This window comes from Burkholderia sp. Bp8991 (assembly GCF_003853795.1).
Classification (GTDB): domain Bacteria; phylum Pseudomonadota; class Gammaproteobacteria; order Burkholderiales; family Burkholderiaceae; genus Burkholderia.
The window spans coordinates 1-15,703 of sequence record NZ_QTQJ01000060.1; the positions used below are offsets into that span (position 1 = coordinate 1).

Below are 15,703 nucleotides of genomic sequence, written 5' to 3' on the forward strand. Positions count from 1 at the left end.
CTTGCCGACCACACCGCGAATGTCATATGCCTTGAAGATGGATTGGGAGATCATCGATTCTCTCTGGGTTGCGTGCACGAAGCAGTCGGACCGTTGCGTGATCGCGCACTGCGTTCGGATTCAGGATGCCGTCACGGCGCGCGTACGTCCCTGCGTCCTGACGACTAAGCCGTCCCGATGTCATGGCGAACCGTCGCACGACGAATTCACGCACAGCCTGGCGCGAACTCGTCGCGAAACTCGCAAAACAGCTTGCCGCGCGTGGCGAGGTGGTCGATCTGAGCCAGTGTCAGCGATGCGATGCGCGATGCCGTCATTTCCGAGACGCCGAGTTGTCGTGTGGCCTCGCTCCGGTTGACGAGGAGCAGCCACTTCGCAAGCATGAGATACGATCGATTGAATTCCGCGATCGCATCGGAAATGTCGTGTTGTTCGGCCATGGTCGGTCTTGAAGGGCCAGCGCGTGTGCTTTGCCGGTCGATTCGCTTCGACCCGGTGGTTCGGCACTCGCCGGATTTTCGATGACACACTGTACGTCGCGAACGCAGCGCCGGACCGACAAAGCTCTGAACGGATCCGCCAGCGCGCGCAGGCGCGCGTACCGTGGCGTGCACGTCGATTCGCGCGGCATCGCCACGGCGCGATGCGGATCCGTTCAGTCGGCGTCGGCGAGATACGGCGACGTGAACGCGCGCGGCGGGAACGCCTGCAGGCCGCCTTGCGGCGTAAAGCTGTAACGGAGATAGACGGCTGCCGTCCACTCGCGGTACTGATACGCATTGCCGAACGAAGCGGCTCCACCGACGGCCAGCTGCGGCGCGACCTGGTATTCGCCGCGCGCGGCGAGCGAATACGCGATGCCCGTCTTGCTGCGCGCGGGATACACGGCCCCCGCGTCCAGCCCTACCGCCTGGCTGGCGGCGGCATTCGCGGCCGCTTGCGCCTGCATGCCGGAATCGAGCGGGAAATACGGCACCGCGTTCTGCCGGTAATGCTGCACGCCGAACGAACCGCTCAAGTCGTACGCAAACGCGCCCGTTCGTCCCGCGTACTCGACCGGTATATTCAGGATCACGTATTGCTGCGGACTGAAATAGCCGCCCTGGCCGTACGTGAAATACGACTGGTTCTTGCTGAAGCGCATCCACGTCGCATTGACGCCCACGGTGAGCGTCCGGTCGGCGTCGCGCAGCAGGCGCGTATAGGCGCCGCCGCTGCCCTTGCCGGCGAAGTTGCGTTCGACGTGATGGCCGTCGTAATAGTCGAACGCGCCCGCGACGTACGCGCCGCTGGTGCCGTCGTCCCAGCTCAGCGCGCCGCGCGCGCCGCTGCGCGTCACGCCGCCCCACTTGAGGCCGGCACTCGCATCGCGTGCGCCCGCGAACGACAGCAAGCTGTCGGTCACCGCGCGACGCGTGACGGCCAGCGAGTAGGCCGCCCGATCGGTGATCGCACCATTGAAGCGCACGCCGCCGACCACATCCTGGTACGGAAACCCGACCGGCGTCGCGCCGATGTCGGCCTTCAATTGCTTGCCTTCGTAACCCAGGGAAAGACCGACGCCGCTCGCCGTTTCGGAACCCGGCGAGCCGCCGCCGGCCGACCTCGAGAGCCCCGCGCCGAACCGGGCGAGGGTCGGCACGTCGGTGGCCGAGTTGCCGCCGTCGAGCATGACCGGCGTGGCGGTCACGACGACGTGACCGTTGCCTGCCTTGATACGCCCTTCCAGCGGCGCCTCGATGTCGGTGAGGCCGGACAGCCCCGCCTCGCCCGTCCGGTTTCGGAACACGATGCCGCCCGAGGCCGTGCTGGCCTGCTCGCTGTTCACCTGGGCCAGTTCCGACGCGACGTCGAGCATCTGAGCGTTGGCGCCCACGTCCCGCTGCGGCGCACGGGCCACGGCCTCGCTTCCCGCATAGCCGGCCGGCGGCTGCGGGATATAGCGAGGCGGCGCATCGGCCTGCCCGTAGGCCGATGCAAGAACGGGCGCGCGCGCCGCGGCGACCTTCGTCCCGCCGCGGGCCGGCCGGGCCGGCCTCGCGCCCGACGCGGCCGCCGGCGAACCGGTCGCCGCCGCGGCCCGCGACGCGGGCGACATCGGCCACGGCGTGGCGACGTAGCCGGCACAGTCGTCGTTCGGATCGGACTGCGCCACGCATCCCGCGGACGCCCCCGCCGGCGGTACGTCCGCGGCAGGCTCCCGATAGGGCTGATAGGACTGGTAGGACTGATAGCGCCGCGCGGTCGCGGGCCCGCCCGACTCGCCCGCGCCGGCGGCCGCCGGGCCATAGCCGCCGGGATCGCCGGGATCGGGCGTGACCGCCTGCGGCGACATGGCGGGCGGCACCATGCGCGCTGCCGGCACGGCGGACGGGGTGACGTAGGTCGCGGGCGGCGCGGGAGGCATCGTATAGGGCACGGTCGGAGCGGAAGAAGACGGGGTGGACCAGGAAGGCACGCCCGGCAGCGGCGATACCGCGGCCCCGAAGCCGGTCGACGGATGACCGACATCGACGGCGGTCTTGCCTTCGAACGGATTGGTACCGGGCAGCGGGTTCGCGCCGATGCGCCGCATCGCGTCTTCCCAGCCGCGCGGCACGTTCGATGGCGCCGTCTTGCTGCCCGGCGGCGGCGTATTGGCGGCCAGCAGCGAACGCTGCAGATACTGCGCGGCGAGCGAAAGATTCCCCTCCGCGCGATACAGCCGGCCGGTCGCGGCAAGCAAGCCCGGGTCGTCGGGCGCGATACGCAGCGCCGTGGCCGCGAACGCTTCACCGTCGCGCCATGCCTTCGCGCTGCTCGCCGCGTAGATCGCCGCGACCAGCAAGCCCGTATCGTCGGGCCGGCGGGCCAGCGCGACCCGATAGCATTTCAGCGCGTTCGGCGCGTCGCCGGCCGACGTGTACAGCCGCGCGAGCGCGGCCTGGAGTTCGGGACTGTCCGGCATCGCGGCCAGCCACGGCGCGATGACGGCGTAGCCGCCGGCGAGGTCGCCGGCCTGGCGCACCGCATCGGCCTGACGCACGACGATCTCGAGGTTCAGGCGTTCGAAGTCGCCGCGCTGCGCGGGCGACAGCGGCAGCGCGGCAAGCCGGCGCATCGCGTCGCTCAGCAGCGCATCGTTGCGCACGGTCAGCAGCGTCCGCGCGTACTGCAGCAGCAAATCGGCGTTGTCCGGCTCGCGGGCCAGCGCACGCTGCACGATCCAGAGCGCACGCGACGTGTCGCCGGCCGCCGCATAGCCCGCCGACAACTGCGCCGCGAGTCCCGGCACCGACTGGCCGATCCCCTCCGCGTCGTGCAGCACCCCGAGCGCCTGCGCGCGGCGGCCTTCGCGCACCAGCCGTGTCGCGAGTGCAACCTGCTGGCCCACCCAGAGGCGGTGCTGCAACGTCGTCATCGCCGCCGTGCGTTGCGCGGGCGCGATGCGCTCCAGCCGCTGCAGCCCGAGGCTCCAGTCTTGCGTCTGCTCGGCCAGCAGCGCGCCGGCATAGAGTGCGTCGGTCATGTCGGGCCGTTCGGCCAGTAATCCGTCCATCATGCTGCGCGCCGACGCGATCGCGCCTTGCCGCACGTACACGCGCGCCAGATCCAGCCGCAGCCACGGATCGTCCGGATTGCCGGCAAGCGCGTCCTCGAACAGGCTGCGCGCTGTGCCCAGATCGCCGCGCGCTTCGGCTTGCCGCGCCTGCGCGGCCTCGGCCGTACGACGCAACCGGTCGAGGCCGCCGGCCTTCGACTGCTGCTCGGCGCTCAGTTGCGTCGCGAACTGCAACGCTTCGTCGCCGCGCCCCTGCGCGGCCAGCGCGCCGACCAGACCGCGTATCGCGTCCGGGTTGTCGGACTGACGCCGCAGCGCCATCCGGTACGCCTGCTCGGCGCCGCGCGCATCGCGATTCTCCAGCAGCGCGTCGCCGAGCATCACCTGCGCGGTGACGTTCGACGGATCCGCAAGAATCGCGCGTTCGAACAGCGCCTTCGCTCGCGCGAAGTCGCCGTTGCTTTGCGCACCGAGCGCCTCGCTCGTGTACGACCAGTACGTCGCACTGCCGAGCGCCGAGCGCCAGCGCGCCGCATTCCCGCCTCGCGACGCGCGCTCCAGATCGCTGCGTGCCTGCGCGAAGTGCTCCTGCTTCAGCTCGACGATGCCGCGGCCGCCCAGCGCGTCGCTGTCGTTCGGCGACGTGGCGAGCACGGCATTGAAGCGGGCGCGCGCCGTGTCCAGATCGCCGCGTTCGAGTGCCGCAAAGCCATCCTCGATCGCGTGGCCGCGCGCTTCGTTCGAGGCGCTGCGTTGATCGCCCTCGCGCGCGGTTTGGTCCTGTCGCACCATGCTGTCGTAGCGCGCCTTGACCGGCGGATCGTCGGGCACCACCTTCAGATAGGCGAGGTAGCGCGCCTGATCCGACGGCCTGGCCGCGAGCCAGAGCAGCGCCTGGCGCCAGCTCTCGCGCGCCGCCTTCCCGACTTTCGCGTCGGCGGACAACGACTCGAGCCGCGCGATGCCGTCGCGGCGCGTCGCGTCGCGATAGGTCAGGTGCTGCGCATACGCGAGTGCGTAGCGCGGATCGTCGGGGTTGTCACGCGCGAGACGCTCCAGGCCGCGGCGGGCTTCGGCCCATCCGCTCGGCGTCGCCGCGAGCGCGTGGAAGTACTCGAGCTGCAGCGCGGGCGACGACGGCGCGCCTTGCAGCGCGCGCTGATACTGTTGCGCGGCCAGCGCGCTCTGCCCCGTCTGCGCGAGGCGGCGCGCGTCGCTGATCTCGCCATCGCGCACGCTCGTCTCGCCCAGACGCTGGCCCAGCTCGTCGGTCCGCGCGAAGCCGGGCGCGATCCGGCGCAACTGTTCCAGGTAGCGGCGCGCACCGTCGACGTCCTTGCGATCGGCGAGCACCATGCCCATGCCGAACAGCGCGTCGGGCTGATTCGGATCGACGCCCAGCACCTTCTTCCAGGCCTGTGCCGCGAGGTCGCCCCGGCCATGCGCCTGCCAGTATCGCCCCTGATCGACGAGTACCTTCAGCGGGTCGCTGCCGGCCGCCGCCGCGTGCGGCAGTGTCAGCGCGAGCAGCAGACTCGCGATACCGCCCGCGCGGGCGGCGCCGAGCCCGCGTAACCGTCGGTTTCGCATGTCACTCCTTCAGCCGGCGCGCCGCACGCGCACGCAGCAGACGATAGAAGAGCGCCGCCGCGACGAACGCGGCCAGCACGCTGAACAGCGCAAGCAGCAGCGGACGCCCCGACAGAAACCAGCGCAGGTAAGTGAGCGGCGGCAGCGCACCGACGTGATACGACGTTTCGTTCGACGTCACCGTGACGGTGCGATCGCGAATCACGACCATCGCGCCCTGGACCGACGTGAGCATGTCGTCGTCGAGCAGTGCGCGGCCGAGCGCCTCGTCCGCCTGCCCGCTCGCGCTGATCAACGCGACGGCGCTGCGCGTCTTGCGCAACGGCGACTCGAAGCCGGCGATCAGCGCGCGCGTGCCGTCCGAGACGATCGACAGGCCGGCGCGCACGCGTTCGCGCTCGGCGCCAGGCGACGGCGCCGCCTCGGCGCCGCCGAACAGGCCACCGAACCGGCCACCGAACAGGCCGCTGTCGCGATCGGTGCCGAACGGCATGCGCGCCGCCCAGCGGGTCAGCAGCGGCTGGGTGTCCGGCGCGCCGAGAATCAGCAGATCCTTGGACGCGAACGCGCCGACACCGGCGGCGTCCGTCACCGTCACACCGCTGACCGGATAGCCCGTCGACACGCCCATGCGTCCCATCGCGAGCAGGTACAGGCCGTAGACGTCCGCGCCCGGCTCGGCGGGCAGCACGACGGCCGTGTCCGACAGGTCGGCCATCCGCGTGAACGGAAAGCCGCTGTTCGCAAACGCGGCGAGGTCGGGCAGCGCCTTGTAGTGCGGAAACGACGACACGTCGATCGTCGAGTCCGGGTCGATCGAACCCGCGACGTTCTGCAGCAGCCGCCCCGTGCATCGGCCCATGTCCGGGATCTCGTAGAAGAAGTGCAGCTGCAACGGCGTGCGCGGCGTGAGCAGCAGCGGCGGCACGTGCAGCGTCGCGCGGTCGATACCGTTGGCGACGAACGGCAGGTAGCGGCTCAGGCTCCAGCGCGACGTTTCCCGTGCCGGGATCGGCAGCGCCTTCACGAACGTGTCGCCGACGCTCAGGTTGAGCGACGAACGGTCCGCGCGCAGCGTCGGCGTGTAGCGATAACGCAGGTCGATCGGCGCGCCGCGCGTATCCCAGGTGAACAGATCGGGGGCGACGCGCAGATCGATCCGGACGGCGCCCGCGTCGTAGCCGGACACGCTGAGCGCGCGCCCCTCGGCCAGTTCGCCGAGCCGCACCGGGTGCGTCGACGACAGCCAGTTCGGCGCGTCGTACGGCACGCGCGGCGCGACGTTCTCGAGCCGGCTCACCGTGGCATGCGTACCCGCGAGCGTCTTGCTGCCGAGCACGAGCGTGAGCGCGGCGACCTTCACTTCGTCCGGCGTGCGACCGAGCACCAGCAGCAGCTGGCCGTGAGCCGGCGCCTGCCGCTCGACGACGGCCAGCGTCGGTCCGTCGATCGCCGGCAGCGTCACACCGTCCAGACGATCGTCGGCCGTCGCGAATACCACCGCATTGCCCGATTCAGGCAGGCCGCCGGGGCGGGCCGGAAACCGCGCGCCGCGATACGAGGCCAGCGCGCCGAACCACGACGCGACGATGCCCGCCGCTTCCAGCGTCTCCCGCGGCGCTCGCGCGGCGAATGCGAACGGCAGCTCGAGCCGCCGGACGTCCCGCGAATCGAAGAACGGCGCGGGCAGGACGCCGAGTTCCGGCCGCTCCGGCAACGCCGCGTAGGTCAGCTCGAGCCGGCTCGCGTTGCTCACCGTCGCCCACAGCGACGAGTTGGCGGGATCCTCGCAGTCTTTCGTGTAATGACCGATCAACTGAACGTTCAGATGGTTGTACTCGGTGACGAAGCGCGGATCGATCGACACGTCGCGCGCAACCGTCATGCCGGCTTGAGCGGCCGGCAACGGCAGCGTCGCCGCCACTTCGCCGTTGATCAGCACCTTGAGCTGCGACAGATCCGGCAGAAGCGCGGGCGAGTAGCTGTAGACCAGATGCAGCGTCGCGCCCATGACGACCTCGTCGCGACGGACGGAGAACGCGATGCCGTTCTGGCCGTCGGTGCCCCGCAGCTGCAGCGGATCGCGTGCCCCGAGATCCGCGAACGTCAATGCCTGGCGCCGGCCGCCGGGCACGAGCGTGCCGGGCTCGGCCGTGGTCGGCAGCATACCGAAGCGGCGACGCGCGGCGTCGGCCGCCGGCACCGGTTCGGCGAGCGGCGCGGGGCGCGCGGTGTCGGGCCCGACGACTATGGCCGGCGACGGCGGCGCCGCATCGCCCGACGACATCGCGCCATCCGCCGCCCGCATTGCGCCGGGTGCCTGCATCCCGGCGGCCGCGGCCCAGCTGCCCGATGCGATGCCGCTCGCCATTGCCCAGAGCAGTAGCGACACCATCCTGCGCGACACGCGCGCATACCGGCCGACACGTGCAGGAACCGCGACAACCGCGCCCTGCGAAATGCACGCCTTGCGGCGCGTGCTGCCGCGCTGTCGCGACGCCCACGTCATTCTTTCCGCCTCATGCTATTTTTTTTCGTTGCTGCGGCCGCCACGCGCGTACACGCGCAGGTCCGCGTACAGGCGTGCGATCAGGCGAAGCAAGCCCTGCACGCCGACCTTCAACAGATGCAGGAACGCACGCAGCGGCGAATCGGGACGGCGGCCGTCCGTCCAGTCGATCCATGCGTCGGCTCGGGCAAAGGTCGAACTGACGAGATCGAACTCCTGCTGCTGCGACAGGCTCTCGAACCGGATGCCGACGCGCTCCGGTTCGACGTATTCGACCGTCGCGGGAAATGCGTACTCTTCGACACCGCGAAACAGCGATACCGTCACCGGTTCGCCACGCGGAATGCGCGCATCGTCGGGGACTGCCACGCCGATCCCGCCCTCCGAGTAGTCACGCGTTTCGCATGCCAGCGTCCGGCCATTCGCGAAGCGCAGCATGACCGGAATCCGCGCCGCGACACGATGGGACACGCGTACCTGCCGGCGCTCGTTCGCCGCCGCGACGGCGAGCCCCAGAATCAGGATGTTGTAGGTCGTCCATGCCAGGTTGAACGCCGTCGTCTGGACTTCGCTGCCGACATGACGGTTGAGCGACAGGTTCAGGACGCCCACCGCGAGGCCGATCGCGTTCAGGACCACCAGGCTCAGATACGGTTTCGACACCGCCCAGTCGAAGTAGCCGCGGTCGATGCGTCCGCCCTTGGCCGTCACGTTGAACTTGCCCAGCCGGGGATTGATCAGCGCAAGCATCGTCGGCAGCGCGATGTACGACGCGAGCACGGCTTCGTAGACTTCGGCCCAGAACGAATGCCGGAAGCGGCCCTGCATCCGCGAGTTCGTCACGTTTGCATGGATGACGTGGGGCAGCGCATAGAGCGCAAGCATCGTGGCCGGGGCATGGATCACATGTGCGTCGAAGAACAGGAACGACAGCGGTGCGGTCAGGAACACGAGCCGCGGGATCCCGTAGAAAAAATGCATCATCGCGTTCAGGTAGCACAGCCGCTGGCTCAGCGTCAGTCCGCGCCCGAACAGCGGGTTGTCGATGCGGAATATCTGCGTCATGCCGCGCGCCCAGCGGATGCGCTGGCCGATGTGCCCGGTCAGGCTCTCGGTGGCCAGCCCCGCCGCCTGCGGTATCGCAAGATAGGCCGTCGTATAGCCGCGGCGATGCAGCTTGAGCGCGGTGTGCGCATCCTCGGTCACCGTCTCCGTCGCGATGCCGCCGATCTCCTCCACCATCGAGCGGCGCATCAGCGCGCACGATCCGCAGAAAAACGTCGCGTTCCAGAGATCGTTGCCGTCCTGCACCAGTCCGTAGAACAGTTCGCCTTCGTTCGGCACCTTTCTGAAAATGCCGAGGTTGCGCTCGAACGGGTCCGGCGAAAAGAAGTGATGCGGCGTCTGCAGCATCGACAGCTTCGGATCCCGAATGAACCAGCCTAGACAGATCTGCAGGAACGAGCGCGTCGGCACATGATCGCAATCGAAGATCGCGATGTATTCGCCGTCGGTGATCTTCAACGCTTCGTTGAGGTTGCCGGCCTTGGCATGGCGATTGTGATCGCGAATCGTCCAGTGCACGCCGACCGACTCGCAGAACGCGCGGAATTCCTGGCGACGTCCGTCGTCCAGCACGTGGATCGACAGCTTGTCGGCCGGGTAATCCAGCGCGAGCGCCGCGTAGATGGTCGGCTTGACGACGCTCAACGGTTCGTTGTACGTCGGAATGAACACGTCGACGCTCGGCCAATGCGCACGCGACGCGGGCAACGGCAGCGGCTTGCGCCCGAGCGGCCACGCGGTCTGGAAGTAGCCGAGAATCAGCACCGCCGCCGCATAGATTTCGGCCGCCGCGAGCAGCGTGCCCCACACCGCGTCGAGCGGATGCGACCACACCAGCGTGCCGGACAATCTCCAATACATGTACCGGCCGGTGGCCACCACCGACAGCACGATCATGACGAGCGTCGCATAGCGTCCGCCCAGGCGACGGACCACCAGCGAACAGGCGATGCAGCAGGTGGCGAACACGAGCTGCCCGATCGCGTCGAGCGGCACCGTCCACACGAAATACAGCGCCAGCAGCGTGCATGCGGCCACCGGCAGCGCGACGAACCAGCCGCTCCCGGGCAATGCATCGACGAACCGGTCGACCGCCGACGGCCGCGCGACCTCCCCGCGGGCGCTCAAGCGATGCTCCGCGCGGTGTCGCGCCGATCGAGCACGCGCTCGAGCCATGCACCGCACGCGTTCAGATCGGCGGCGGCCTGCGAACGCGGGTCGTAGCGATTCACGGTCGTCCGGGACGCGAGCGATTCCGCGACTCCTTCATCGCGGTGAATCACGCCGCCGAACCGGGCCGCGCCGAGGCTGTCGCACAGCACGCGCAGCACATCGCGGCCCAGCTCGCGCGACTGATCGACCTGATTGACCACGTAGCCGTCGCCCACGAAATCCGCGCGGCTCGCGGCATACGCGTCGAGCATCCGCCGCATCTGCGGAATCGTTGCGTACGAGGCCGCATCGGCCAGCACGACCTTGAGCACGAAATGCGCGGCCGTCAGCGCGGCGCGCATGTATACCGAGGTGCCCGGCGGCGTATCGATGATCACGATGTCGTCGTCGCCGAGCCCGAGCGCGGCAAGCCCGTGCGCGAGCCACGATGGATCGCGGTCGAGCAGCCGCTCGAAGCGGCGTTGATCCGTTTCGCTGACCAGGCCGAACGGAAACACCGTGATCCCGTCGACGACCACGGCCGGCCAGTTCAGCCTGTCGAGCGCGGCATGGGCGAGCCCGTCGGTCATGTCGAGCGGCACGCCGAAATGCAGCTTCAGCGCATTCTGCGGATCGAGATCCACCACGCTCACGCGCCGGCGCCGCGACGCCGCCAACACGGCCGCGAGATTCGCCGCCAGCGTCGTCTTGCCGACGCCGCCCTTTGCCGAAGCGATCGCGACGATTTTCATGAGCGGCCGGTCCACACCGATGGCTTCTTCGGCGCCTCTCCCGTCGGCTCCGTGCGCAGCCGCTCGAACAACCGAACCAGCGGCTGTGACGGACCTTGCGTGTCCGTGCCATCCGATGCCGCCGGCCTGCCGACCAGCTTCTTCAGCGTGCCGGATGCTGGTTCCCGCCCGCCGTTATCCTGCGCGGACGCAGGCAACGCACGCGTGTCGGCCAGTACGATTTTGCGCAGGCTATCCGCGCTGTCCGGCGACCCTGCGCCCGGCTGCCCCTGCGACGCGCTCGCGCGCAATTCGACACCGCCGAGCAGCGGCCAACGCGCGCGGGCCACTTCGGCATCCGCTTCCGCACGTACTTCGTGATAGCGTCCGGCATCGCCGCCAAAACGCTTGAACAACGATTCGATATCCCGTGAAGTCGACATAGCGTGCCCATTGGTTGTCGCGGAAGTTCCGGTCGGCCCGGTCGCTCAGTTCTTTGCGCGCGCAACACGCAGCTCGATCCGCGAATCGTCCGGCGGCGCGACGTCCTGCGTCACGCGCAAACCGGTCGCGCCGACACTGTCGAACCAGCCCTGATACGCGCCTTCGAGGAAGGCGGAAGACCATGCGAGACAGCCGTCGCCGAACGCGCGCAACGGCGCGGCGTAATGAACGATGCGCAGGAAATCGTGCTCGTCGGACAGTTCGGCGTAACCCCACTGGATGTCGCGCCAGCGGGCATTCAATGCATCCGCGAGATCGTCCGTCGACTCGCAAGGGCCAAGTGGATGCGCGGTTGCGAAGCGCATGCCGATGCGCGCCATCAATTGCCTCAGCTCGTCCCGATCGAGCTGATCGGTGAATTCACCGGCCAATGCCTCCAGGAAGCCGCGCCATTGGATCGATACTTGGCGCTCGAGTAGATGCTCCAACATTCCCTGCATGGACGACGAATCCCCGGTGAAAGACAATTATCGGCGTGGCCGCATCGTGTGCTTCGCGTGCGGACATCGTGGCAACAGCGTTTTTGCGCATCGTAGCGAATCCAATTAGACGAATGGGATTCGACATCTAGCCGAAAAACGCCAAACTATCGGCCACCGCCGACAATTGACGGGAGCGGCCTCGGCGGCAGCCGGGCTGCGATCGGTCGCGCGGCCATGCACCCAATACACGGCCGGGCTCGTGCGTGGCGCGACGCATGAAACGTTGGAAAGGTTGCCGTATCAGGCCCGGCCGGGCGAGGATTCCGCGCGGAATTCGCAGAACAGTTCGCGACGCTCGGCGAGTTCGTCGATCTGTGCCGGCGTCAATTCGGCGACGATCGCAGCCGTCTCGTCCGACATGCCCAGTTGTTGTTTCGCCGCTTCGCGATCCGCTTGCAGCAAGCGCTGGGCAAGCGTCAGATACGAACGGTTGAATTCCGCAATCGCGTCGAAGATGTCGTCCTGTTCGGGCATGGGCGTTCCTGATTTTGGACGGTGATTGCATTCAGCCGGCCGCAGGGCGCGTATTGGCAATACGCGGAGTTTCGGCCCCGCACTCTACGTGTCGCGCACGGCGACGAGCGGACAAAACCTAGCGGTAATCCGCCACCTCGCGGGTTGCCCGTATTTCCGTTCGTGAATGCACGACACGACGGACCGGCGACATGCGGTTCGGCAAAGTCGCGTGAAGATCGCCGGCCCACCCAAATGCTTGCCGGAACGCGCAGCGCCGCCGTCAGATGCCTGCTATGCAGCCCGTATCACGCGCTCGCGCCAGAAATCCCCGCGGGCGCCGAAAATCTTGCTGCACCATTTGGTACCGTCCCAATACACGGGAAAGCCGTATGGATGTCCCGGCCATCGGCCCTCACACCACATCGGTTGCGCGGGAGGATCGGTGCATGGAAGCCAGACACCGGCCCAGCCGGTGCGCTGCCGTTGTTCGGATATCGTCATGGTGTCTATGGTCGAATGCGTCATGGTGACTCCACTTTCGCCCTTCTGTTTGGCAATTGCGTTTCAACGCTAAATATATTTCGTTCGGTTCTTTTTCTTCCTTCGCATATGGCGGGACCGTGGCGCGTTTTCGTCCACGCATGCCGGAAACTCGACGGCTCCCGGCAGCGGGGCCACCATCGCAATCCGGCCCGCACATTTGCCAGCAGGTGTTGCGACGAGACGACGCCAGCGTTGCCAGCTACGGCTGCGATCCGCGGCCGACCAGCGCTTCGATCTCGGTTGGCGTCAGCGCGATGATCCGTGACGCGATCTGATTCGAGATGCCCAACTCGCGTGCCGCGACCTCGCAATCGATCTTCAACATCTGCTGCATCAGTTCGAGATAGGCAGGATCGAGTGCGCCCAACGCCCGGCAAATATCATCCTCTTCCGTCATCACGCTCTCCTAAAGACATGCCCGTGAACGCGATGCATCGGCACACACTCGCATCTGCAAAAATCCGACCGGGTTCCGGGCTTTCGCTTCGAACCGTATCCCAACCAAGCGAACGCCTGTCGACAAACGACAGCCGTCATCCGCTATATAACGCCGAGCCGGCCATTTGCACACTGTTTCAAAATAATTCTTGCGCCAACGTATGGTTTCGCAATCAACCTGTCGGATTCGTCCAAGATTCAGTCGCCGCTTTATTTCCGAACACATTAGGATTTCCCGAATCGCACGTGCGCGGCCGGGCAATTGCGTCCTGTGCGACTTCGAATCTCTTGTTGCGTCCGGACACCGACATCGCACCTCGACGTTGTCTGCTCTTCATTCCGAACCCATGGAATTACCACTATGTTGAAAGTGACGAAAGCCGTCTTTCCGGTCGCCGGCCTGGGCACGCGGTTCCTGCCGGCCACCAAGGCCAGTCCCAAGGAAATGCTGCCGGTTGTGGACAAACCATTGATCCAGTATGCGGTCGAGGAAGCGATCGAAGCGGGCATCACGGAGATGATCTTCGTGACCGGCCGCAGCAAGCGCGCGATCGAGGATCATTTCGACAAGTCGTACGAGATCGAGGCGGAGCTCGAGGCACGCGGCAAGGACAAGCTGCTGTCGCTGGTGCGCAGCATCAAGCCGAGCCATGTCGACTGCTTTTACGTGCGCCAGGCCGAAGCGCTCGGGCTCGGTCATGCCGTGCTGTGCGCGGAGAAGCTCGTCGGCGACAATCCGTTCGCGGTGATCCTCGCCGACGATTTGCTCGATGCCCCGAAGCCGGTGTTACGCCAGATGATCGACGTCTTCGATCACTATCACGCGTCGGTCATCGGGGTCGAGGAAATCGCTCCTGAAGATTCGAAATCCTATGGCGTGATCGACGGCAAGCGCTGGGAAGACGATCTCTTCAAGCTGTCCGGCATCGTCGAGAAGCCCGAACCGGCGAATGCGCCGTCGAACTTCGGTGTCGTCGGCCGTTACGTGTTGAAACCGAAGATCTTCGAGCATCTCCGCGGCCTCAAACCCGGCGCGGGCGGCGAATTGCAACTGACCGACGCGATCCAGTCGCTGCTCACCGATGAACAGGTGCTCGCGTACCGCTACGACGGCACGCGCTTCGATTGCGGCAGCAAGCTCGGGTACCTGAAGGCGACGATCGAGTTCGCGCTGCGGCATCCTGAGGTTGCGGCGGACTTCGAGCGGTATTTGCTTGCGCGGATGTCGGAACAGCTGGTCGTGTGACGCTGGTCATGCATCCCGAACCTGCACGACGCCCGGCGCGTTGCTGCCTTTGCGCGCCGCGTCCATTTGACATGACTGTTTCGATCAGCGGGGATCCCGGATGTGGCTCGCCATCGGCAACCTGGGTGACGCGGCGATGACGTTGCCGCTCGCCGCCATCTGCTTCGCGTGGCTCACACGCTCGCTCTATGGCTGGCGAATCGCGCTGTCGTGGCTCATGCTGCTTGCCTCCGGGATGCTGCTTGTCGGACTGACCAAGATTCTTTATGCCGGCTGCGGGATGGAGATTCGTTCGATCAACTTTCGCGTGATCAGCGGTCACGCGATGCTCGCCGCTACCGTCTGGCCGATGGTGTGCCTACTGGCGCTGCACGACGGGTGGAGCGTTCGCACGGGCGCTGCGCTGTTGCCTGGGCTTGCGCTCGCGGCGACGGTTGGCGTCGCGCGCGTACTCAATGACGCACATACGGCTTCCGAAGTAATCGCGGGCTGGATGCTCGGCGTGCTCGTCACCGTGACGTTGCTGAAGAGGTGGAGGGACGCGCCTATTCTGCCGCCGTGGCTGCGCCCTCTTGCGGCCGGCTCCGTGCTGGTGGTGTCCGGCATCGCTTACGGACATCACGCGCCGATTCAGGCTGCCATCGAGACGTATTCGCCGTTCCTTTGCACGCGCGTTTTCTGAACGCGTGCACGCCCGAATTTGATGACGCGCAAGCACAGAGCGATTGCGCTCGCAAACCGCGTGTTCGCGAAAGATGATTGGCGGTACCGATCAATATTCTGTCTGCCTCGCGCGATTTGCATTGCCCACAATGCGTGTGTAATGCACTGCACCATTTTTTCACATCTCGCTGAGAGCCGATGAAGATCCTCGTCTACGGCATCAACTATGCGCCCGAGCTGACCGGCATCGGCAAATACACTGCGGAAATGGCGGAAACGCTCTCCGCAAAAGGCCACTCGGTGCGTGTCGTCAGCGCGCCGCCGTACTACCCCGAATGGCGCGTGACGGGCGGGTACTCGGCTCTTCGTTACTCGACCGAATACCGAAATGGCGTTGCGCTTTGGCGTGCCCCCCTTTGGGTTCCGTCTCGGCCGAGTGGCGTGCGGCGCATCGCGCACCTCGCGAGCTTCGCGCTATCCAGCCTCCCGGTCATGCTTCGGCACGCGCTGTGGCGGCCGGACGTCGTAATCTGCATCGCGCCGAGCCTGCTGAATGCGCCCGCCGGATGGGTTGTCGCAAGAATCACCGGTGCGCACGCATGGATCCACATCCAGGACTACGAGGTCGACGCAGCGTTCAGCCTCGGCATGCTCAAGGGCTCGTTGCTGAAGCGCACCGTGCTCGCGGTCGAGCGCATGCTGTTGAAACGCTTCGATACCGTGTCGACGATTTCCGGGAAGATGATCCAGCACGCGATGCGCAAGGGCATTCATCCGCACAAG

At 67.0% G+C, this 15,703-nt stretch carries 12 protein-coding genes; 3 read left to right on the forward strand and 9 right to left on the reverse strand.

Annotated elements, in window-relative coordinates; all coding sequences use genetic code 11:
* Positions 1-206: 206 nt before the first annotated feature.
* From DIE02_RS34850 to DIE02_RS34890, 9 genes are all read right to left on the reverse strand, one after another.
* Positions 207-440, reverse strand: coding sequence for a flagellar transcriptional regulator FlhD (locus tag DIE02_RS34850; RefSeq protein WP_044846956.1), 234 nt, complete (start codon positions 438-440; stop codon positions 207-209).
* A gap of 215 nt (positions 441-655) precedes the next feature.
* Positions 656-5,131, reverse strand: a complete 4,476-nt coding sequence (locus DIE02_RS34855; RefSeq protein ID WP_124524035.1) for a cellulose synthase subunit BcsC-related outer membrane protein — start codon at positions 5,129-5,131, stop codon at positions 656-658.
* A 1-nt stretch (position 5,132) separates the two neighbouring features.
* Positions 5,133-7,640, reverse strand: coding sequence for a cellulose biosynthesis cyclic di-GMP-binding regulatory protein BcsB (bcsB, locus tag DIE02_RS34860; protein WP_124524037.1), 2,508 nt, complete (start codon positions 7,638-7,640; stop codon positions 5,133-5,135).
* Positions 7,641-7,655: 15 nt separating this feature from the next.
* Entirely contained in the window at positions 7,656-9,881 is a 2,226-nt protein-coding gene (gene bcsA, locus DIE02_RS34865) for a UDP-forming cellulose synthase catalytic subunit (protein WP_124530290.1), read from the reverse strand.
* Positions 9,830-10,609, reverse strand: coding sequence for a cellulose biosynthesis protein BcsQ (bcsQ, locus tag DIE02_RS34870; RefSeq protein ID WP_124489818.1), 780 nt, complete (start codon positions 10,607-10,609; stop codon positions 9,830-9,832). Before bcsQ ends, bcsA begins: the two co-directional genes overlap by 52 nt.
* Positions 10,606-11,031, reverse strand: a complete 426-nt coding sequence (gene bcsP, locus DIE02_RS34875) for a cellulose biosynthesis protein BcsP (protein WP_124489819.1) — start codon at positions 11,029-11,031, stop codon at positions 10,606-10,608. The genes bcsQ and bcsP overlap by 4 nt, the downstream gene beginning before the upstream one ends.
* Positions 11,032-11,076: 45 nt before the next feature.
* Positions 11,077-11,532, reverse strand: coding sequence for a cellulose biosynthesis protein BcsD (bcsD, locus tag DIE02_RS34880; RefSeq protein ID WP_124489820.1), 456 nt, complete (start codon positions 11,530-11,532; stop codon positions 11,077-11,079).
* 282 nt (positions 11,533-11,814) lie between these two features.
* On the reverse strand, positions 11,815-12,048 hold the full coding sequence (locus tag DIE02_RS34885; RefSeq protein ID WP_124489821.1) for a flagellar transcriptional regulator FlhD: 234 nt from the start codon (positions 12,046-12,048) through the stop codon (positions 11,815-11,817).
* Positions 12,049-12,772: 724 nt separating this feature from the next.
* Positions 12,773-12,970 (reverse strand): flagellar transcriptional regulator FlhD, encoded by a 198-nt coding sequence (locus DIE02_RS34890; RefSeq protein WP_044846963.1) that lies wholly within the window; start codon positions 12,968-12,970, stop codon positions 12,773-12,775.
* 402 nt (positions 12,971-13,372) lie between these two features.
* Between DIE02_RS34890 and galU the strand changes: the two genes are divergently transcribed.
* The 3 genes from galU to DIE02_RS34905 all read left to right on the forward strand — a co-directional run.
* On the forward strand, positions 13,373-14,257 hold the full coding sequence (gene galU, locus DIE02_RS34895; RefSeq protein ID WP_124489822.1) for a UTP--glucose-1-phosphate uridylyltransferase GalU: 885 nt from the start codon (positions 13,373-13,375) through the stop codon (positions 14,255-14,257).
* 100 nt (positions 14,258-14,357) lie between these two features.
* Positions 14,358-14,939: a phosphatase PAP2 family protein gene (locus DIE02_RS34900; RefSeq protein ID WP_124489823.1), complete on the forward strand. Its 582-nt coding sequence runs from the start codon at positions 14,358-14,360 to the stop codon at positions 14,937-14,939.
* A gap of 179 nt (positions 14,940-15,118) precedes the next feature.
* On the forward strand, positions 15,119-15,703 hold a 585-nt coding region (locus tag DIE02_RS34905), incomplete at its 3' end, for a WcaI family glycosyltransferase (RefSeq protein ID WP_124489824.1).